Annotated in this window: 20 protein-coding genes; 16 read left to right on the forward strand and 4 right to left on the reverse strand. The window is 42.1% G+C overall.

The genetic code is table 11. From position 1 onward, the window contains the following. The first annotated feature begins 170 nt into the window (after positions 1-170). On the forward strand, positions 171-446 hold the full coding sequence (locus RCG21_RS29520; protein ID WP_308914311.1) for an excalibur calcium-binding domain-containing protein: 276 nt from the start codon (positions 171-173) through the stop codon (positions 444-446). A 46-nt stretch (positions 447-492) separates the two neighbouring features. Here the strand turns inward: RCG21_RS29520 and RCG21_RS29525 are convergent, their stop codons facing one another. Further along, entirely contained in the window at positions 493-1,371 is an 879-nt protein-coding gene (locus RCG21_RS29525; protein WP_308914089.1) for an ADP-ribosylglycohydrolase family protein, read from the reverse strand. Between the two features lie 235 nt (positions 1,372-1,606). Between RCG21_RS29525 and RCG21_RS29530 the strand changes: the two genes are divergently transcribed. The 6 genes from RCG21_RS29530 to RCG21_RS29555 all read left to right on the forward strand — a co-directional run bounded on the left by RCG21_RS29530 (position 1,607) and on the right by RCG21_RS29555 (position 7,431). Next, a complete protein-coding gene (locus RCG21_RS29530; RefSeq protein ID WP_308914090.1) occupies positions 1,607-1,876 on the forward strand; it encodes a hypothetical protein in 270 nt (89 codons plus the stop codon). A gap of 383 nt (positions 1,877-2,259) precedes the next feature. Next, positions 2,260-3,114, forward strand: coding sequence for a MurR/RpiR family transcriptional regulator (locus RCG21_RS29535; protein WP_308914091.1), 855 nt, complete (start codon positions 2,260-2,262; stop codon positions 3,112-3,114). Positions 3,115-3,202: 88 nt separating this feature from the next. After that, complete coding sequence (locus tag RCG21_RS29540; protein WP_308914092.1) at positions 3,203-4,357, forward strand: M20 peptidase aminoacylase family protein; 1,155 nt, start codon at positions 3,203-3,205, stop codon at positions 4,355-4,357. Beyond that, positions 4,341-5,174 (forward strand): GNAT family N-acetyltransferase, encoded by an 834-nt coding sequence (locus tag RCG21_RS29545; RefSeq protein ID WP_133333876.1) that lies wholly within the window; start codon positions 4,341-4,343, stop codon positions 5,172-5,174. The genes RCG21_RS29540 and RCG21_RS29545 overlap by 17 nt, the downstream gene beginning before the upstream one ends. Further along, positions 5,171-6,274: an o-succinylbenzoate synthase gene (menC, locus tag RCG21_RS29550; RefSeq protein WP_308914093.1), complete on the forward strand. Its 1,104-nt coding sequence runs from the start codon at positions 5,171-5,173 to the stop codon at positions 6,272-6,274. Before RCG21_RS29545 ends, menC begins: the two co-directional genes overlap by 4 nt. Before the next feature lie 77 nt (positions 6,275-6,351). Continuing rightward, a complete protein-coding gene (locus tag RCG21_RS29555; RefSeq protein WP_308914094.1) occupies positions 6,352-7,431 on the forward strand; it encodes a YkvI family membrane protein in 1,080 nt (359 codons plus the stop codon). Between the two features lie 60 nt (positions 7,432-7,491). Here the strand turns inward: RCG21_RS29555 and RCG21_RS29560 are convergent, their stop codons facing one another. Continuing rightward, positions 7,492-7,662, reverse strand: a complete 171-nt coding sequence (locus RCG21_RS29560) for a hypothetical protein (RefSeq protein WP_308914095.1) — start codon at positions 7,660-7,662, stop codon at positions 7,492-7,494. A 327-nt stretch (positions 7,663-7,989) separates the two neighbouring features. Between RCG21_RS29560 and RCG21_RS29565 the strand changes: the two genes are divergently transcribed. The 5 genes from RCG21_RS29565 (at position 7,990) to RCG21_RS29585 (ending at position 15,766) form a co-directional block, all read left to right on the forward strand. Further along, the gene (locus RCG21_RS29565) at positions 7,990-8,472 is read left to right on the forward strand and encodes a sigma-70 family RNA polymerase sigma factor (RefSeq protein WP_308914096.1); all 483 of its coding nucleotides are present in this window, start codon (positions 7,990-7,992) and stop codon (positions 8,470-8,472) included. 187 nt (positions 8,473-8,659) lie between these two features. Continuing rightward, positions 8,660-11,713, forward strand: coding sequence for a S8 family serine peptidase (locus RCG21_RS29570; RefSeq protein ID WP_308914097.1), 3,054 nt, complete (start codon positions 8,660-8,662; stop codon positions 11,711-11,713). A 228-nt stretch (positions 11,714-11,941) separates the two neighbouring features. Next, on the forward strand, positions 11,942-12,532 hold the full coding sequence (locus RCG21_RS29575; protein ID WP_308914098.1) for a 3D domain-containing protein: 591 nt from the start codon (positions 11,942-11,944) through the stop codon (positions 12,530-12,532). Between the two features lie 256 nt (positions 12,533-12,788). Then, a complete protein-coding gene (locus RCG21_RS29580; RefSeq protein ID WP_308914099.1) occupies positions 12,789-14,816 on the forward strand; it encodes a molybdopterin oxidoreductase family protein in 2,028 nt (675 codons plus the stop codon). Between the two features lie 197 nt (positions 14,817-15,013). Beyond that, complete coding sequence (locus RCG21_RS29585; RefSeq protein ID WP_165976221.1) at positions 15,014-15,766, forward strand: SH3 domain-containing protein; 753 nt, start codon at positions 15,014-15,016, stop codon at positions 15,764-15,766. A gap of 26 nt (positions 15,767-15,792) precedes the next feature. On the opposite strand, the gene cudC is transcribed toward RCG21_RS29585, so the two are convergent. Continuing rightward, complete coding sequence (cudC, locus tag RCG21_RS29590) at positions 15,793-16,326, reverse strand: choline uptake/conversion transcriptional regulator CudC (RefSeq protein ID WP_133333868.1); 534 nt, start codon at positions 16,324-16,326, stop codon at positions 15,793-15,795. Between the two features lie 248 nt (positions 16,327-16,574). Between cudC and RCG21_RS29595 the strand changes: the two genes are divergently transcribed. Genes RCG21_RS29595 through RCG21_RS29605 form a run of 3 tightly spaced genes read left to right on the forward strand, consistent with a single transcriptional unit; the run spans position 16,575 to position 19,563 of the window. Next, a complete protein-coding gene (locus tag RCG21_RS29595) occupies positions 16,575-17,822 on the forward strand; it encodes a quaternary amine ABC transporter ATP-binding protein (RefSeq protein ID WP_133333867.1) in 1,248 nt (415 codons plus the stop codon). Between the two features lie 3 nt (positions 17,823-17,825). Continuing rightward, on the forward strand, positions 17,826-18,677 hold the full coding sequence (locus tag RCG21_RS29600) for an ABC transporter permease (protein ID WP_133333866.1): 852 nt from the start codon (positions 17,826-17,828) through the stop codon (positions 18,675-18,677). A 1-nt stretch (position 18,678) separates the two neighbouring features. Further along, positions 18,679-19,563, forward strand: coding sequence for a glycine betaine ABC transporter substrate-binding protein (locus tag RCG21_RS29605; protein ID WP_308914100.1), 885 nt, complete (start codon positions 18,679-18,681; stop codon positions 19,561-19,563). A gap of 87 nt (positions 19,564-19,650) precedes the next feature. Here RCG21_RS29605 and RCG21_RS29610 read toward each other — a convergent pair whose 3' ends face one another. Further along, the gene (locus RCG21_RS29610) at positions 19,651-20,346 is read right to left on the reverse strand and encodes a DUF421 domain-containing protein (protein ID WP_308914101.1); all 696 of its coding nucleotides are present in this window, start codon (positions 20,344-20,346) and stop codon (positions 19,651-19,653) included. A gap of 217 nt (positions 20,347-20,563) precedes the next feature. Here RCG21_RS29610 and RCG21_RS29615 point away from each other — a divergent pair, with 217 nt between their 5' ends. Continuing rightward, positions 20,564-20,716, forward strand: coding sequence for a hypothetical protein (locus RCG21_RS29615; protein WP_308914102.1), 153 nt, complete (start codon positions 20,564-20,566; stop codon positions 20,714-20,716). Positions 20,717-21,129: the final 413 nt, after the last annotated feature.

Raw genomic sequence — 21,129 nt, forward strand, 5'->3', positions numbered from 1 at the left:
TTTCCTCTCCTTATAATAATTCGATTTCTAGTTTTAAAGTCCTGCTTGATTTATAAAAAAATTGTCGATTTCTAGATTAATTCTAAAAGTTTCTTATTCTATTGAAAAATATGTAATAGTAAATTATTATTATTTTTAAGGTAAATATAGGGAAAAGAGGTAATTTGAAAATGAAACGTTTTTTTGCATTTTTACTCGCCTTTGGACTGGTTTTAGGTTTTTCATACGGTTCAAGCTCACAAAATTTAGCAGAAGCAAAATCAAAGATTGTTACGTTTAAAAACTGTAAGGCTATGAATAAAGTGTATAAAGGGGGCGTAGCCCGTTCTTCCAAAGTGAAAAACAAAGGAGGAAAAACCCACTACAAACCATTTGTTTCAAAGGCACTTTATGACGCGAATAAATCGCGTGATCGGGATAAAGATTTGATTGCTTGTGAGCGATAAAAGTACTTATGCAAAAAGGCTGGAACTTCTTCCAGCCTTTTTTTGATTACTCCCCCTTGGAAAAATAATATAGACCAAGGGCTAGCTGCTCTAATTCATGCTTTTGCAGGAGCACCTGGCAATAGTCTTTCGGCAATTCCTCAAAACCAAAGTGTAACCCGGCCAGACCGCCGGCAATGGCAGCAACAGTATCGCTATCATATCCCTCATTTGCGGCTCCAATCACAACCCCTAAGAAATTGTCCTCGTTAAGGAGCCAGTACAAAACCCATTCCATTGTGTTAACAACAAAACCATCAGGAGGGCAGGATGGCATTTTGCCCTTCAGTGCCTCTTCATAAATGGTGCCTTTGACCTCGCTGGTAATTGCCTCCCCTAGAGACTTCCCTTGAAGAATCTGAAACGCAATTCGGTTATAAATAACGCACGCTTCTTCCGTAAGAGCATCATAATGGGTCATTTTTGATTGTAATTTGGTTATTTCTTCAATTTTTTCAAGATCTGTATAAGCAAGCGCAACCGGGAGACATCGCATCAATGATCCATTACCCGCTGACTTTTCATTAAGATAGTGAAAATGGGCCTTTTTCGAAGCTTCAAACCAGTCCCCCTCATAAATTTCAAAAACGGTTTGAATGATATTCCCAATATCCTTCGGCTTTGAGGCATTCCATTTTAAAAATTCCTCACCAATCGCACTGACGAGATTTTGTGGGTGTTTTAAGATTCCCCTGCCAACCGCCAAGGTCATCGCTGTATCGTCGGTTGTCTCCCCTTTTTCCAGGCGCCAAACACCACCACCAATGATTTCCCGCACTTGCCCGTACCGTTCCTTGACTGCTTCCTTTGTCAAAAACTCTGTCGTTCCTCCTAAAGCGTCGCCAATCGCAAAACCAAAAAGTGCCCCTTTTATTTTGTTTAACAATTTAGATCACCTTTACTTATGTATATATAATACTTAAAGAGTAACATACCATAGGGATGCGAAAAACAGACTAGTTTAAGTATGCACTGATTTGTCCATCCCACACAGACAAGATGACCAAAATGTCCACGGACGGTGCCGGTCACCGTAATTGTAATGAAATGGAAATGTATAAAAGTCCAATATAGATAATATTCATTTTATATAAGTGATATTTATCCTTTTTCTAGGGGGAATGACTCTGAAAACCTTAAGGGTTATTTTAAAGGTGATTAGCGGCCTCTTTTTCTTGGATGGCATATATCTATTCGTTACAGGTCAGAGGTTTCCAGGAATTGTTGCGATTATTGTTGCCTTTTTATTTTTCCCCGGCGGCGGAAGTGGAAACCAGAATGCTAAAAACAATGACCCTAATGACAACAGCATCTCTTATGAAAGGGAATACTCTTCTGAAGGCCATTATTCAGATGGGGACCAAGGCTCTGATAGGGACGCTGGGGATTAGTATTCGTGCAAAAAAGAGATGAGACTTATTTCAGGTATGAATAATGTAATGTTCACGCTCTCCTCCCCATTGCCCTTCATCATAAGTTCCACTTTTGAATCATCAAAAAGATTAAATAAAAATCATCTCCTCAATAAAACATTCCATACAAAATGATTCAGGGAAGTCATTCCCTTTTAAGTCAGGATGAAAAAGTCCACCCCATACGGACAAAAGAGGCAAAATGTCCACGAACGGTGCCTGTCACCCTATGTGTCACTTTGTGAAATTATGAAATTGGGTGTTGCGGAATTTTCTGAATTATGATATTTTTTGTTTTATCAAATGAAGTTTAGGCTTCATAATAGTTTAATTTGAATTTTATACTTCACCGTTATGAAAGGGTGATTAATATAGTATTTCTAGAAAGTCTGAAAACCCAGTTCTCGACCCTATCCAAGAGCCAGCAAAAAATCGCCAAATATTTATTGGATCAGCCACAGCAGTTTGCGATAAAATCAGCCGGGGAAATCGGGAAAGCAGTAGGAGTTAGTGAAACCACCGTTATTCGATTTTGCTATTCCTTACAATTTAATGGTTTTTCCGAGATGCAGAAAACCGTAAGAGAAAACCTGCTATTACCAAAAAGCAGCTTGGATCAGTACTATTCCAATAAGCTGGAACTGGTTAATCAACCACATTTCTTTACAAATGTAATGGATCAAGATTGCCACAACATAAAACGGACTGCAGAACAAATCGATGAGGGACAATTTCAAAAGGCAGTCCATCACCTCATTCAAGCCAAACAAATTTTTATTACTGGATTGCGCTCGTCTTTTGCAGCAGCACATTGGCTATCCTTCACGCTGGGATTAATGAGAAAAAATGTTTTCTTATATAAGCCGGATACCGATGATCTAATACTGACCTTGGACCGGATGAATGATCAATCCGTCTTTTTGGCCATCTCTTTTCACCGCTATTTAAAAGAAACAGTAAAAATGGCAGAGCTGGCAAAGAACCAAGGAGCAACAGTTATTGGAATAACGGATTCCCCCGTCGCTCCAATCAGCCAATATGCTGATGTGGTTCTTACCATATCCCAGCCAGAAAAATCAACACTTGATGCCATGCCATCACTTTTTTCATTATTAAATGCTCTAGTAGCAAACGTATCCGTACAGAATAAGGAACAATTTGAAAAACGCAAACATCAATACGAAACACTTGATGTCGACCATCTATTTTGTGACTAACAGCTTTAATGTCCACCCCACGTAGACAAAATAGACGAAAAGTCCACGAACGGTGCCTGTCACCGAATTTTATTAGGAGGCGGTTCGTATGAGAACTGAGCTTGATGAGTTACGGCCAATGCTACTTGAGATATTTAATCATTTGCATCAGCATCCTGAGGCGAGTTGGGAGGAGGTAGAGACGACGGCCTACATAAAAAATCTTTTACAGCAGAACGGGCTTCAGCCGCAGACATTTGATGATTGCACGGGGCTTGTGGTTGAAATCGGCGACGGACCACACAAGGTCGGACTGCGGACCGATATTGATGCCCTATGGCAGGAGGTAGACGGTACTTTCAAAGCCAATCACTCCTGTGGGCACGATGCCCATATGACGATGATAATCGGCGTCCTGCTGCTTCTCAAAAAACTAAACTATCAACCTAGCGGGAAACTCAAGGTCCTATTTCAACCCGCAGAAGAAAAAGGTACTGGTGCCCTAAAAATGGTTGAAAAGGGAATTGTCGATGACCTCGACTTTTTATACGGCGTCCACCTTCGCCCAATCCAAGAAATCTCGGATGGCACAGCAACACCTGCCATTTTTCACGGCTCAGCTAAGTTTATCGCCGGTGAAATTATCGGTGAAGATGCGCATGGAGCAAGACCGCATCTTGGAAAAAATGCCATTGAAATTGGCGCGGCCCTTATCAACGAAATGGGAAAAATTCATGTCGATCCGATGGTTCCATCTTCTGTGAAGATGACCAAGTTCCATGCCGGCGGCGAAAGCAGCAATCTGATTCCGGGTCATGCAAGTTTCCATCTGGATCTTAGAGCGCAAACAAACGAGGTCATGGAAACATTAACCGCTAAGGTAGAAAAAATCACGCAAGCCATTGCCGCCCTGTACGAAGTAGAGATTCCGCTTGAAACCAAAGCTTTTGTCGCAGCGGCAAAGGTAGATCCGCAAGCCCAAAAGCTTATGGAAAAAGCCATAGTTGATACACTCGGAAATGTAACAGCCCCCTACCCTTCAAGCGGTGGTGAGGACTTTCATTTTTACACAGTAAAACGACCACACATTAAAGCGACGATGCTCGGCCTTGGTTGTGACCTATCCCCTGGTCTGCATCATCCAAAAATGACCTTTAATCATGAAGCAATCTTTTCAGGTATTGAAATTTTAACAAAAACCATCATGAATACCTTTGAACATTTGAAAAAGGAGGCGCCACAGCACTATGAACAGCACTGTTGAAGTAAGACAGATAAAGACTATTGAAGAACTCAAACAAGTTCAACAACTAGAAAAAGCAGTTTGGGGAGACCCGGCGATTCCGATTCACCAAACCCTAACCGCTGTTAAAAACGGCGGGATTGTCGTCGGAGCATACGAAAAGAATCAATTAGTAGGATTTAGTTACGGCTTCCCGGGCTTCGTTAATGGCAAACCCTACCTTTGCTCACATATGCTTGGAATTGACGAAAACTATCGAGGACAAGGCATTGGTGAATTTTTAAAGAAAGAGCAAAAGAACGCGGCGATTGAAATGGGCTATGATTTACTGACTTGGACATATGACCCGCTTGAAAGCGTAAATGCCTTTTTGAATTTGACAAAGCTGAAAGCAATTTGCAGTACATATGTGAAAAATTGCTACGGGGAAATGAAGGATGGACTTAATCAAGGCTTGCCTTCCGACCGTTTTCAGGTAGAGTGGTGGATCACCAATCCCTATATTGAGGAAAAACATCAGGATGACCTGGCGGCGATTGAACGGGTACCATATGTGCAAACAGCAGATGGACTTCCACAGCTTGCAGAGGTTGATCCTAGTAGTTTTTTTAACAGCGAAGCCTTGCTTATCCCTGTTTCAAACCAGTTCCAGCAAATGAAAAAGGATTACCCCGAGCTGGCGCTTGATTGGCGCCTGAAGACGCGGGAATTGTTTGAATCCCTATTTGCCAATGGATTTACTGCCGTAAGGGTTGTGAAAACAGCCGACGAACCTGTCCATTACTATTTACTAAAAAAACGAGATTTACTTCCAGTAGAAAGAAGGCCATTTAAATGATGATTAAACAGGTAATTCTCCGTCACTTAAAAATGAAGATGAACTTTCCATTCACGACTAGCTTTGGAACATTTACAGATAAAGAATTTATTTTAGTAGAGGTACAGGATGAGAATGGCGCATCAGGCTGGGGCGAATCCGTAGCTTTCACATCCCCTCTTTATAATGAAGAAACACTAAAAACCAACTGGCATATACTCGAGGACTTCTTGATTCCGATGATTAAGGATAAGGAAATCAGCCACCCTGACGAAGTGTCCGCCCTCTTCAAACCCATTCGAAAAAATAATATGGCAAAGTCAGCGATTGAGGGCGCAATTTGGGACCTGTATGCAAAACGGGAAAATCTCCCTCTTGCAACCGCACTCGGTGGTGAGAAAAAAGAAATTGAAGTCGGGATCAGTATCGGCATTCAAAAATCAGTAGACGATTTGCTGGGAATTATTGACGGTTCCGTTTCAGAAGGCTACCGCCGTATCAAAGTAAAAATCAAACCGGGCTGGGATATCGATGTTATCCGTGAAATCCGCCGCCATTTTCCAACCATCCAGTTGATGGCTGATGCAAATTCTGCCTATCGTCTTCAAGATTTGGAGTTGTTGAAACAACTGGACGAGTTCGGCTTAACCATGATTGAACAGCCACTCGCTTCTGATGACATTGTCGACCATGCGCTTGTGCAAAAACATCTGACTACACCGATTTGTCTGGATGAAAGCATCCATTCCTATGAGGATGCACGCAAAGCCATCAGTCTCGGAAGCTGTAAAATTATTAATATTAAAATTGGACGAGTTGGAGGCCTAACAGAGTCGAAAAGGATTCATGACCTATGTATGGAACAAGGTCTGCCGGTTTGGTGCGGCGGGATGCTCGAGGCCGGGGTTGGCAGAGCGCATAATATCGCCTTGACTACGCTCACAAATTTTACGATGCCTGGAGATACAGCAGCATCTTCTCGTTATTGGGAGCGGGATATTATTGATCCGGAAGTTACAGTCCATAACGGGCTAATTACTGTGCCAAGTAAGGCAGGAATTGGATATGATCCGAACATTGACGCAATTGAGTCATTTACAGTAAGAAAGCAAAATTATTAAATTGAGGGGAGTTGGCCTCCTCTCTCTTTATGGGTTAAATTTTCCGAATTTTTCTAAAACTACAAAGGAGAATGGATATGAAAAAAAGTTTTCAGATTGCCGGCGCTTATGTCGGAATCATCGTTGGCGCCGGATTTGCTTCAGGGCAGGAAATTCTACAATTTTTCACTAGCTTTGGCTGGATGGGAATCGCGGGAGGCATCATTGCAACCTTTTTCTTTGCCTTTTTGGGCATGCAGCTGACCCAGTTGGGCTCGCGTCTTAAAACAGATTCCCATAAAGACGTAATCTATCATATTTGTGGGCGTTATTTAGGGGTTATTGTCGATATTATTATTACCTTCTTCTTATTTGGTGTTGCCGTTGTAATGATGGCCGGAAGCGGTTCGATTTTTGAACAGCAATTCGGACTGCCAGCAATAGTCGGGAACATTGTTATGGCAGCTCTGACGATTTTAACGGTTTGCTTGAATGTACAAAAATTGTTAAACATCATTAGTATGATTACACCGTTTTTAATGGTATTGGTCTTAATCATCACAGGGTATTCCCTTTTTACAATGGACCAAAGTTTTGCAGACCTTAATGCGATTGCAAAAGCGCAGCCGCAAGCTGCATCAAACTGGTTAATGGGTGGACTTCTTTATGTTTCCTATAATATTGCTGCAGGAGCAGCGATGCTTGCGGTCATGGGAGGAACGGAAAAGGATTCGAAGGTGGCTGGACGCGGTGGTATTCTAGGAGGACTTGGCCTGGGATTATTGATTTTATTGATCAATATCGGAATGTTTGTGAAAATGGACCAGTTGAAAAGTGTGGACATGCCTACATTGATGCTTGCCAACCATATGCATCCGGTTCTAGGTGCATTGATGTCGATCGCGTTACTTGGGATGATTTATAACACAGCTGTTGGAATGTTGTACGCGTTTTCCGTACGCTTGATCAAACCTTCTTCTAAAAAATTCAAACCAGCAGTCATTGGCTTCGGCGTTCTTTCCTTTGCAGCCAGTTTTGTCGGATTCATCAAATTAGTCAGTACGGTATACCCGCTAATGGGCTATCTAGGCTTTACATTAATTGCAGCCATTATCCTCGCCTGGTTCCGTTCACGGAAAAATAGAGGGATTGATAACAATACGAGAATTGCAGGGTAATAGGATTACTCCTTTACACCTTGTGAAACAAATAGGGGATTGTCCATTTTCGGTCAATCCCTATTTACTCAAATACCCATATAAAAGCAAACCATTCATGAGAACGACGTAAAGAATAACTTGTACAACGATCAAAAAAGCGATATCCTTTATTTTCTCCGCAAACTTTATATAAAGTAAACTGCCAACAATCAGTTCTAACAATGGCGCCCATATAATCATCCAACCCATTTCGTTTCCCTCACTTTGCTATTCTAGCATAATATCAAACAACATTAATATCGTATGAGCCAATAAAGCAATTGTCAATAGCGCTTATGCGGCCACTGTTATTCGACAAAATTCGGGTGGTGACAGGCACCTGTCGAAAAATCTATAAAAAACAGCTGAAATAACCAAAATCCCCCCCAAAAGTGAATTTTGATCTCTAAAATCAAGTTTTTAGCTGTTACTTACATTCAAATTTGGTTTTGGTCGGTTCGATGGAAATGTTTTTTCCCGTTATGGTAGAGGTACCCGGGAATAAAAGGTGAAGCGCGCTTTCTGAAAGGATTTCCCTTGGAAAGCTTTGAAGAGTTGGTTGTCCATTATAGTCCGATGATCCATAAAATCATTCACACATTGCACATCTATAAAAATTGGGATGAATTCTATCAACATGGTCTGATTGCCCTTTGGGAGGCAAGCAATCGCTTTGAACCCGAAAAAGGAAACTTCACCAGCTATGCCTACAACTATATTAGAGGGTTCCTTCTATTAGAATTAACTAAAGCACACAAATATGAAGAAAATTGTGTCTGTCCTAAAGAAGAATTCTGGGAAACCGCCGAAGGGATTTTCATTGATTATCCTTTAGAGACAGAAACCATCCTATCCGTTTGCACCACCTTAACACCCAACCAAAGGAAATGGGTGCTATACACTGCACTACATGATCTTTCAATTAAAGAGATTGCCATTAAAGAAAACGTCTCCATGTCTGCTGTCAAAAGCTGGCGTGCGGGAGCACGCGAAAAGTTGAGGGAGAGGATAGCTGAATAAACAATACGAAAGGAACGGCCAAGACGGGGCCGTTCCCTTTCCTATAAAAAAAATTTGGCAGATAGCGAGACTTATATAATTTCCCCTATGAATATTGTAATATATAGTAGTTGGACAAAAAGTACTGTTTTTCAATAGAATCCTAGTTATTTCGGAGGTGCCTGGCACCGAAAGGGGTATTGGTCGAGTGTACAAAAAGGTTGCAGTCTCTCTTCTTTCTGGTTTACTAGTTTTTTCTTCTTCGGCTTCGGCTCTAGTATTTGCTGCAAGGAATGAGCAGAAAGATGAGAACTATGCATTAATACAAAAGCACGACAACAACATGCTAGAAAAATCCGTTTCACAGTCAGACCTTGTTGGCAAAAAGAAACTAGCAATGCAAGCAGCACGGGCAGCTTTTTCAAAAAAGAATCAAGAAAAGTATGTGCCTGGTGAACTGATTGTTAAGTATAAAAATAATACAGTGTCCACGAAGGTTCGAACGAAGCATTCGCTCAAATCGCTGAAAAAGCTGAAAGCAATTGATGCTGAGGTTGTGAAGGTACAAACTGGCACGTCAATGGATAGCCAAATGGAAAAATTGGAGGCAGATCCTTCGGTTGAATATGTTCAGCCCAACTATTTATATAAACCTTCTGCTCTCCCAAATGATCCGTCGTTTAATCAATTATGGGGCCTCCACAATACAGGACAAAAGATTGCCGACAGCATTGGGGCCACCGATATGGATATTGATTACCCGGAAGCCATGCAGGAGTTTCATAAACTTGCAAACCCTAGTCAGACCGTTGTTGCAGTGATTGATACGGGGGTGGATATCAATCATCCTGATTTGCAGGGTGATATTTGGACGAATCCGGGGGAAATTGCCAATAACGGGAAAGATGATGATGGAAATGGCTATGTAGATGATGTGCATGGCTGGGATTTCCTTCACCATGATAATTCCGTTTTTGATGCGGCTGATGGCGACGAGCATGGGACCCATGTGGCGGGAACGATTGCGGCGTCAAGTAATAACGGTCTTGGGGTAACCGGGATTGCCCCGAATGTAAAAATTATGCCATTAAAGTTCATTGGCCCTGATGGCGGTTCCACTGCAGATGCGATTTCAGCGATTGATTATGCGGCGAAGATGGGCGTTAAAATTTCCAATAACAGCTGGGGCGGTTCTGATTATGACCAAGCCCTGAAGGATGCGATTGAACGCTCGAACATGTTATTTGTCACGGCGGCGGGTAATGACGGGAAAAATATTGACTATTATCCTGATTACCCGGCAAGCTTTACCAGCCCAAATATTATTTCTGTTGCTGCGATCGATAACACTGGTAAACTAGCAAATTTTTCGAACTACGGGACTCGAGGTGTGGATATTGCTGCGCCCGGTGTGAGTATTCTAAGTACGGTTCCGAAAAAATTAGAGGCTGGCGTTTCTGCTCAGATTAATAATTCTGCCAATCAATATAAAGCGATTGTGAATGGCTTTGGTTTTGAAAACATGACTAGTACAGACGGTCCAGAGGCTTTTAAAAAAGCGCTCGATTATTTAGGGGTTACAGCCGCTTCAAAGATATTATTAGTTCAGGATGATGAATCTGATGATGGTTACCCAAACTTCCTGAAAAAGTACGAGGAACTTTTAAAACAAGCCGGGGTGAGTACTTATAAAGAAGTAACAGTATCAACAGATAATTCCGGCCCAGACTTGGGAATACTCAGCAGCTATGATACGGTCATTTGGTTTTCAGGGTACGCAATGGGAAATCAATATCCTACTTTAACCAATAATGATCTCACTTCCCTCGATCAATTTTTGAAGAAAGGTCAGAAATCTCTTATTTTAAGCGGTGAAGATTTATTGTATCAAAATGAGGATTCCAGTTTTGTAACGAATACTCTCTCCCTTCATATTACGGGGGAAGGTGCGGCAAGAACCGCTGTAGGGGTACCCGGGACGATTTACGATGGTGGAAAGTACCCGCTTGGATATGCCCCTTACACTGATTATTTTACGAGTAATAATCCGAACTTGGCGAAAATTAACCTGATTTTCCCTGCTGAGACGAATTACAATGATGCATATGATTATTTTGACGGAACATCCATGGCCACTCCTCATGTGACCGGTGTTGCCGCATTGTTGGCGGGCAAATACCCAAGCTTTGATGCCGAGCAATTGAAAAAGATTCTACTCTCATCCGGCGACAACTTGATTTCATTAAATACAAAAATTTCAGGCGGTAAAAAGCTAAATGCATATAAGGCTTTAACCTACTTCAGACCAACAGTTGGTCAGGTAACTGAAAAATCCAACTCGGTAATGGGAACGGCTGAACCGGGGGCAACGGTTACAATTAAAATTGGCGACAGGCAATATACGGCAGTCGCTGATAGGGACGGGCATTTTACTGTAGCGATTCCTGTGCAAAAGGCGGGTACGATTTTATCTGTTTCGGCTGGATATACCGGTGATGTTGTAAGCGTGAAGGTCGTTGACGTCACCGTCCCTGCGGTTACGATTACGAACACAGTGTCAAACCTTTCAAAGGAAGTAATCGGAAAAACTGAGGCCGGAGCGACGATTACGGTTGTAATTGGTTCCGCAAGCTATAAAGCTGTTGCCAATTCTGCCAGAAGCTTTAAAGTGTTCATTCCGGTACTAAAAGCTGGAACGAAGCTAACTGTAACCGCTAAGGATGCTGCTGGACACGTAAGTTCGGTAAAAACCATAACGGTTGTCGATAAAATCCCGCCTGCCTCTATAAAGGTTAAATCCGTGTCTAACCTATCGAAGACGGTTAGCGGCCTAACGGAAAAAAGCGCATCCATTACGGTTGTGGCAGGTTCGAAAAAATATTATGGCAAGGCGGATTCTTACGGAAACTTCAAAGTTGGAATTTCTGTACAAAAAGCGGGTGCAAAACTGACCGTGACAGCTAAGGATGCTGCTAGTAATGCACGTTCGGTGCCGGTGACCGTGACAGACAAACGCCCTCCTGCAGCACCGAAATTGAAAACCGTTGTAAAAAGCACAACGAAAAATCTTAGCGGTACAGCAGAATCGGGTTCCATGATTGTCGTCAAAGTGGGCCATAAAACGGTCGGAACAACCAAGACAGACTCACATGGCAAATTTAAAGTAAAAATCAAAGCACAAAAAAAGAAAACAGTTCTTACTGTTACAGCAACAGATAAGGCCAAAAATGTAAGCAAAACTACGAAAATAAAGGTAAAATAAAATTTGCGAAAAAATCACATAGGTGCCTGACACCTATGTGATTTTTTCACATTCCACCCCTATACCCCCAATATTCTCCATTTAATCCCAGAATAAGGTAGAAATTTCACATTTTCGTCATAAAAAGCCGTTTTTTAAGAAAAATGTCATAAAACTAGTAAACGATTGAAATATAACTGTAACACTACCATGGTATATTTTTAGTATCAAAGAAAAGGAGTTTGAATTATGAAAAAATTCCTCGCAACAATAAGTCTTGCAGCATTTCTATTACTAGCACATAATAGTGGAGCATCCGCAGCATCTAATACATATACCGTTAAAAAAGGCGATTCCCTTTATAAGATTTCCAGAACAACACATGTTTCGATTACCAATCTAAAAAATTGGAACCATCTTAAATCAGATGTCATTCATCCAAACCAGAAATTAAAGATTACGAAGCCTGCTACTAGTAATGTTACAAAAACTAGTAAAACTGTAAAAAAGACTACTAGCAAAGTAACAGCAAGCAAGTCACAAAAAGTAGTAAAGACCATTACAGTGAGTGCTTCTGCTTATACGGTTAATTGCGCAGGCTGCTCAGGTAAAACCTACACAGGTCTTAACCTAAAGAAAAATCCGAATCTAAAAGTGATTTCGGTTGACCCTAGAGTGATTCCACTAGGCTCAAAGGTATATGTTGAAGGTTACGGCTATGCGATTGCCGCCGACAAAGGCAGCGCCATCAAAGGAAAAGAAATCGATGTTTTCATGCCTACTTATAAAAAAGCCATTCAATGGGGCAGAAAAACGGTTAAAGTGAAAATCTTAAAATAGAATATAAATGAAAGTCCCAAATGCCGAGGTTAGATCGTGCACTTGGGACTTTTTTGTTGCGGTTTTTTTGGTCGGCTGGGCCCCTCTCGTTTTCCCCTATTCCTACCTTGCGGGACATCCCAAACTGCTTTATGATAAAAACAACATCCAAAAAATGTATTCACCACAACATGTCCACCCCACACGGACAAAATAGATAAAAAGTCCACGAACGGTGCCTGTCACCTTGTGAAAACTATGAAAAGGAGGTACAGTCATGAGCCAAAACGGTATTTTTAAGGCCGTTTGCCCGCTTGATTGTCCGGATCAATGTGGTCTTCTTTTACAAAAGGAAAACGGGAAAATTATTAAGGTGGAGGGAGATCCTAATCATCCGGTAACTCAAGGCCATATTTGTAATAAGGTCAGGAATATGACTGACCGGATCAATGATGAGAAACGTTTGAAATACCCGCTAAGACGAACGGGGCGAAAAGGAGAAGGCCAGTTTGAACAGATTACTTGGGATGAAGCAATCCAAACGATAACCGCCCGTTGGAAAAGCCTGATCCAAACCGATGGACCGGAAAGCATCCTCCCCTACAGTTTTTATGGGAATATGGGAAATCTCAGCGCGGAAGGCATGGACCGCCGCTTCTTCCACCGCATAGGCGCTTCCCAGCTCGATCGATCAATCTGCTCCTCTGCGGGTTCAGCCGGCTATAAATATACGATGGGCGGCAGCTTCGGCATTGATCCTGAAGATACCATCCATTCGAAACTGTTCATTTTTTGGGGCATCAATGCCGTCAGCACCAATATGCATCAGGTGGCGATTGCCCAAAAGGCCCGCAAACAAAACGGGGCGAAAATTGTCGTCATTGACGTTCACAAAAACCAGACCGGCAGATTAGCAGATTGGTTTATTCCGATTTTACCAGGAACCGACAGCGCCCTCGCCCTTGGAATCATGCATATTCTATTTTCCGAAAACCTGGTCAACGAAGACTTTTTACAAAAATACACCGTGGGATACGAAGAACTTCGCGAACATGTCCGCCAATATGACCCGGACACTGTTTCAAGAATCACAGGTGTCTCTCCCGAGGATATCTATAAACTGGCGCGAATGTACGGAAAAACCTCACCTTCTTTTATTCGCATCGGAAACGGTCCGCAGCACCATGACAATGGCGGGATGTTCGTCCGAACGGTTGCATGTCTTCCCGCACTCACCGGCCAATGGCTTGTAAAAGGCGGCGGAGCTATTAAGGGAAATGGCGGCTACCTGTCACATAATGAGCTTCGATTACAGCGCCCAGATTTATTAAAAAATAAAAACACCCGCGTTATAAATATGAATCTTCTTGGTGAAGCATTGCTGACATTGGACCCACCTGTGAAATCCCTTTTTGTGTACGGTTCAAATCCGGCAGTAGTTGCGCCCAATGGCAATAAAGTCCGCGAAGGCCTTGCCCGGGAAGACTTATTTACGGTCGTCCATGATTTATTTTTAACCGATACGGCCAAGTATGCTGATATCATTTTGCCAGCGACTTCATCCTTTGAAAATACGGATTTTTACACCTCCTACTGGCATCACTATATTCAGCTTCAGCAGCCCGTCATCGAGTCATATTACGAGGCAAAATCGAATGTTGAAGTTTTCCAGCTACTGGCTGAAGTGATGGGTTTTGATGAACCTGTTTTTAAACAATCTGAAGCAGAAATGATAGCCGAAGCATTGGATCATTTGAAAAATCCTTATTTGGAAGGCATTGATTTTGCGGGGCTGGCGGAACATCATTATCTGAAAGCCAAGGTGAAACCGCTTTTCCCTGGAAAGCTTCCAACCCAAAGTGGAAAAATTGAGCTTTACTCAGAAAAAATGAAGGAGGATGGGCATCCCCCATTTCCAACCTATATACCTTTACAAGAGGACGGAGCTTTCGACTATTCCTTTGTTCCGGCACCAAACCATAATTTCTTAAACTCTACTTTTTCAAACAATCAAAAGCACACCACACTTGAAAAAGAACCGCGCCTGCATATGAATGTTCGCGATGCAGTTAAGGAAGGAATTGAGGACGGTGCCAAGGTCCGCATCTGGAACCACCGAGGCGAATGCATCCTAAAAGTAAGCATCGGCGAAAACGTCCTCCCAGGGGTCCTCGTCACCCAAGGTCTCTGGGCAGACCAACAAGGCACCAGGCAACTCGTAAACACCCTAACACCCGACCGAATCGCCGACATGGGCGGCGGCGCCACCTTCTTTTCCGGCAGAGTAAATGTAGAAAAAGTCTAATCGACAAAATTCGGGTGGTGCCTGTCACCACCCGAATTTTGTCGAACCATACCTCCCCCATTCAATACTCTTCAATCTTCTACATTTTTCCTGGATATTCTACGAATAAATTGTCTGAATATTTGTTATTATATTGGGTTACTCTCTGTTTCCAGGTTCGTTACAATTATAGTAATAAAGGAAATGGAGGGGTGGCTTTGAAATCTCTGCTGAAATTAACGATTCTACTTTCTCTACTAGTTGGGATCTTCCTTCCATTTAATATCCCTGCACAGGCGGTTACCAAGTCCAAGTCGACCGCGACCGTAACGGCAAGTATATTAAATGTAAGAGAAAAACCTAGCCTCAGCGCTAAAAAAATAGGAAGCTTGAAAAAAGGCACCGAGGTCACCGTCTATTCTAAAACGAAATCCCAAAAATGGTCTGAAATTCGCTACAAGTCAAAAAAAGCCTACGTTTACACGAAGTATCTAAAATTCAAAACTTCAAAACGCGCAAGCTATCTACTAGACAAAACCAAGGTTTATACCTATACAAGCAAAGATGGAACCTACCAATTGATCCCCACTGGGAAAAAGTATAACCAAACCTGGGACAAATGGTACTACTCCTCCAAATCAACTGAGAAACAATTATTCATTGTAAGCGAAAACAGTATAGGCCTGTACACGGGATATATTGACTCCGAGTACTATATTGATATCAAATACCCGGCAAAGGTGGGCCAGTCATGGGACGTCGGTTACGAAGGTGAGGGCAAGGCACGGATTATCTCCATCACGAAAACTGTCAAAACGCCGGCCGGTAACTTTAAAAATTGCATCATCGTAAAAGAGGATTCCGGTTATACTACCTACTTCGCCAAAAACATCGGGCTCGTGAAAGCGACCAATAACGGGAAAACAGTTACGATTTTAAAAAGTTTAAAGAAAAAATCACCGGCCAACTAGGCAGGTGATTTTTTCACGTAAAAGCACTATCTCTTCTTCGGTATAAACTCAAAGATCTCCTCGGACTCAAAACTATCCACTAACCGGTTCAGCCAGTCATAGTATTCAAGCGCAGAAGTGAGTTTTTCAATATCCAGCCTGGCCTTCTCTTTTGTAAGCTCCTCGACACTTTCATCCTCTAAAAGCGACCGAAGCTCCCGGAGTGATTTTTCCATCGCCGAAACATTGATTGAAATCCCGGCTCTCCACTTAACCGTAAAAAAATCAATAAAGGTTTGATACCAATCCGGCTCTGCCTGATAAAGGTCCTTCCTGACCCCTTTTCTCCAAACTTTCCCGACCATTTTTAACTCTAAAAGACTTCGCACAGATGTGCTCATACTCGTTTTGCTCATCCCGAGCTCTTCCTTCATATCATCTAATGTCAATGGTCCCTCTTGAAAATACAAAGCACCATATAAACGTCCAACAGATTCCGTTACACCATATAAATTCATATTTTGAGAAATCGCCTCTATAACCCGCTCACGGGCATGCTCAAGCTTTTGTTCTCCATCCATGATCCAATTCACACTCACTTTACAATCGTGTCCTTTATTAGATTATCATGAAAAATTGAAAAGTAAAGGAGCTAGTTAGGGAGCATTAGGGAGCATTTCGGAGGAATTGTAAGAATAATACGAATACACTTTGTAAAGTTTTTTCTGTACGTACTTTATGAACAGATTTGGCGTAATACCAACATTGCCCAGTAAATCTAAAATAATCTACAATAAGATAGTCAGTTCGAAAAAATTGAGGTGAATCTATGAGTAACAACTATAAAATTCAAGTTCGTAATGTTACAAAAGTTTTTGGAAAATCAAAAACAGCTCTTCAGCTATTGAGAGTGGGAGAGACCAAACAAAGCATTTTAAAGAAAACTGGTGCAACTGTAGGTGTTAGCCAGGCCAACTTCGAAGTCGAAGCCGGTGAAATTTTTGTCATCATGGGTTTATCCGGAAGCGGTAAATCGACATTGGTGCGATTGATCAATCGCCTGATTGAGCCTACATCCGGGGAAGTCCTGATTGATGGGAAAGATATTGTAAAAATGAACAAAGAACAGCTACGGGACATGCGCCGTAAAAAAATCAGTATGGTCTTCCAGAAATTTGCACTCCTCCCTCACCGCACGGTTATAGAAAATACCGAATATGGGCTGGAGGTCCAGGGGGTTGCAAAAGAAATCCGCAAAGAAAAGGCGCTGGAGGCTTTAAGGCTTGTCGGGCTCGAAGGATATGAAAACCAGTACCCGAAACAGCTGAGCGGCGGAATGCAGCAACGGGTTGGATTGGCCCGGGCCCTTGCTAATGATGCCGATATCCTGCTAATGGACGAAGCCTTTAGTGCACTCGATCCCTTAATTCGCAAAGATATGCAAGATGAGCTGCTCGAGCTACAGTCAACGATGAAAAAAACAATTGTGTTTATAACTCACGATCTTGACGAAGCGCTCCGAATCGGTGACCGTATTGCCTTGATGAAGGATGGTTCCATCGTTCAGATTGGAACACCGGAGGAGATCCTTATTAACCCATCAAACGACTATGTTGAGAGATTCGTAGAGGATGTGGACCTATCCAAAGTATTGACAGCCGGTCATGTCATGAAACGTGCCGAGTCTGTTTCGATTGAAAAAGGTCCGAGAGTTGCCCTACAGATGATGAGGGAACTAGGAATTTCGAGTATTTATGTCGTGGATAAAAAGAAAACTCTACTCGGAGCGATCACTGCCTCTGATGCAAAAAACGCGCTTGAACATGGCCTCTTAGTCCGGGAAATTTTACAAACGGATATTTCCACTGTTGCGCCCGATACTTTATTAACCGATTTATTTGAAAAAGTCTCGACCGCGTCAATTCCGGTAGCGGTTGTCGACGAAAACAAGCGCTTAAGCGGGATTCTTGTCAGAGGGGCCGTCATTGCTGCGCTGGCAGGCAACAATGACACAATTAATCAATTAGAAACCGCAAAATCCGAAGTCGCAGCCGTTCAAGAAAGCAGGGGTGAATAAACGATGGAAAAATGGTTGCCAAAAATCCCGATTGCCGATTGGGTGGATGCTTTTGTCAATTGGCTGACGACAGCTTTTGAAGTGGCTTTTGACGGAGTTTCCGAAGTCCTTGAATCATTTGTCGATGGCTTAGTCGCAGGATTCGGCTATATCCCTTCCTATATTTTTATGATTCTATTAACACTGCTTGCTTGGAAAATCGCTAATAAGGGAATTGCACTTTTTACATTAGTTGGTTTATTTTTAATCGCAAATCTCGGCTATTGGGATCCAATGCTCCAAACCTTGGCGCTTGTACTCACAGCCGTCATCATTTCGATTGTTTTAGGCATACCGATGGGTATTTGGGCTTCACAAAACCAAGCAGTCAAACAAACGGTGACACCTGTTTTGGACTTTATGCAAACAATGCCTGCCTTCGTCTACCTGATTCCAGCCATTTTCTTCTTTAATATAGGTGTTGTTCCAGGGGTTGTCGCATCGGTTATATTTGCGATGCCGCCGACCATTCGCTTAACGATTCTCGGCATCCAGCAGGTTCCGGCTGATATTATTGAAGCCACCGAGGCGTTTGGATCGACAACCGGACAGCGTTTGCTAAAAGTACAATTGCCGCTAGCCATGCCTACGATCATGGCAGGGATTAACCAAAGTATCATGCTGGCGCTATCCATGGTTGTCATTGCTTCCATGGTTGGGGCTCCTGGTCTAGGTGCCGATGTGTACCGGGCTGTTACACAGATTCAAATTGGGAAAGGGTTTGAAGCCGGTCTATCGATTGTTGTCATTGCGATCATTCTAGACCGGATTACGCAAAATATAGGAAAAAGCAAAAAACAAGGGGGAACTGCCTGAAATGAAAAAATGGATATTGATGTTACTCGCAGCTTTATTGACCATGGGACTTGTTGCATGTGGATCAGATAAAACAAGTTCGGATGCCAAGGGAAAAACAGTCGGGGATAGTGTTAATTATAAAATCATCGGGATTGACCCTGGTGCCGGTTTGATGAAGGCATCTGCCAAAGCAATCAAGGATTATGGGTTAGATGATTGGACGCTGGTTGAAGGTTCAAGTGCTGCAATGACTGCCGCTTTGAAAAAAGCCTATGACAAAAAAGAGCCGATTATTGTTACCGGCTGGACACCGCATTGGATGTTTGCCAAATTTGATTTAAAATACTTAGAAGATCCAAAAGGTTCATTTGGGAAGGATGAAACGATCCATACGATTGCCCGTAATGGCCTTGAAAAAGATTTACCAGAAGCCTTTAAGGTTATCGACCAATTCCACTGGACTCCAGATGATATGGGTGTCGTGATGAACGGTATTGAAGATGGAGACCAACCAGAAGATGCTGCCGCTAAATGGGTAAAGGATAATGCGGATAAGGTAGCCGAATGGACGAAGGGTGCGAAGAAAGGTTCTGGCGAAAAAGTTACCCTTGGCTATGTTGCATGGGATAGCGAAATCGCCAGCACCAATGTCCTTGGCAAAGTCTTAACCGACATGGGCTATAAAGTTACGTTAAGACAAGTAGAAGCTGGACCAATGTGGACCGGCATAGCCGATGGCAGCCTCGACGCCTCTGTCGCAGCTTGGCTCCCATCCACCCACGCCGACTACTACAAAAAATACAAAGGCAAATTCCAAGACCTAGGCGAAAACCTAGCCGGCACAAAACTTGGCCTAGTAGTCCCAACCTACATGGATGTTAATTCAATTGAAGATTTGAAATAAAATTCGACAAAAATCGGGTGGTGCCTGTCACCACCCGATTTTTGTTGAACACACTCACCCCTATTCTTTGCCCCCTGGTGACTTCAACTAATCCTGATAAAGGTCAATAAAAAAAGAACCATTGGTTCCGACGACCGCATAGTGGATATCTTTTATTTCTAATCTCCTCGTTTTTAGCTGTTGTTCAAGCCATGGTCTGGAATACGGATCATTGAGGTTTTTATCAATAACCACTCCGTCCATGATCAGTTCTACTGGAAGGCTGTTTTCTTGATGAGGCTGATCTAGATTTAGATCCTTTTTGGTGACAGTCTGAAAAGATGATTTTTTTAATACTGATAAGTTTCCACTCACCTCAAGTAAGGCAAACTCTACCTCAACAATATCAAAGATTCCCTGCTCCCTTAGTTGCAGATTCAAATGATCGAGAGTGTATTTTACCTTCTTCATATTTGAATCCAAAAGTTTTCCATTTTCTATAATGATGGTTGGGTTTCCTGAAAGCCACTTTCGAAAACGTCTGCTATTGGCAGAATAAGCAGACATGATTAAGTAGAGAAATATAAGTGTAAGAAAGGCTGCCAACATCGGGTAAAATTTGAGATTAGTATCAAAGCCCATGTTTGCAATAAATGAACCTAACGTTATAGACAATGCAAAATTATAATGGTTTTTATGAGCATTTACCTGTTTGCCAATACAGTAAGTGACCACCATTAGAATAATAAAAGAAACAACTGTACGTAAAATTGCTAAAATCACAACATGCTCCAACTCATTCATCCTTTACAACGGTACTCATGAAGTCATTATTTGCCGTTCCTTACATAATCATGCACAAAAAACACTATGTAAAAAATCCGCATAGTGCTTGTCACCTTGTGTTTTATTTCATATTCCCCTTTAACTAACGGCCCATTTTTAATGAGAAATGCTCATTTTTAATCCCTCATTCATATGTCTAGAGTGTAGGTACAAATAAATGAGAGTAGGTGTCTATATGCCTCGAGTTTTTGGTTATCCAATTATCGGAGTAGGATTTAATCCATATATGTACGGTGGATATGGGTTCCATCATCATCACTACCCATACTATGGCGGTTTTGGCTATGGATTTCATCACCCGTGGCACCATCATGGCTACGGGTGGTGAATACTGAAAAGTTGAATTTACTTCCGGAAAAATTTCTAGAGCTTGAATTTTAGCAAAAAGGCTGACGATTCAGCCTTTTTATTTTTCAAACACAATTCGGGTGGTGCATTTTTCGCAATTAGTTATTACTATGCACAATCTCTAAAATCGTGAAATGATGAGAAAACCCTACCTTTTATTCGATATATTCCGATGTTGTCGCTTTCATGGTAAATGTTCCCGTTTTCACTGTCTTTGTCAAATAATCCTTAAAGGACAATAATAAAGTCATAAATAAAATAAGGAGGAAACCTAAATGAAAAAATTAGTACGGTTCATGACGAACACACTTAAGGCTTACAAAAAAGCAGCAGATTCCTATGGAAATGCTCGTATAAAAACCTATTTAAGGTAAACAAATTTAACCTAAGGGA

The sequence above is a fragment of the Bacillus salipaludis genome (assembly GCF_030938565.1).
GTDB classification, from domain to species: domain Bacteria; phylum Bacillota; class Bacilli; order Bacillales; family Cytobacillaceae; genus Neobacillus; species Neobacillus salipaludis_A.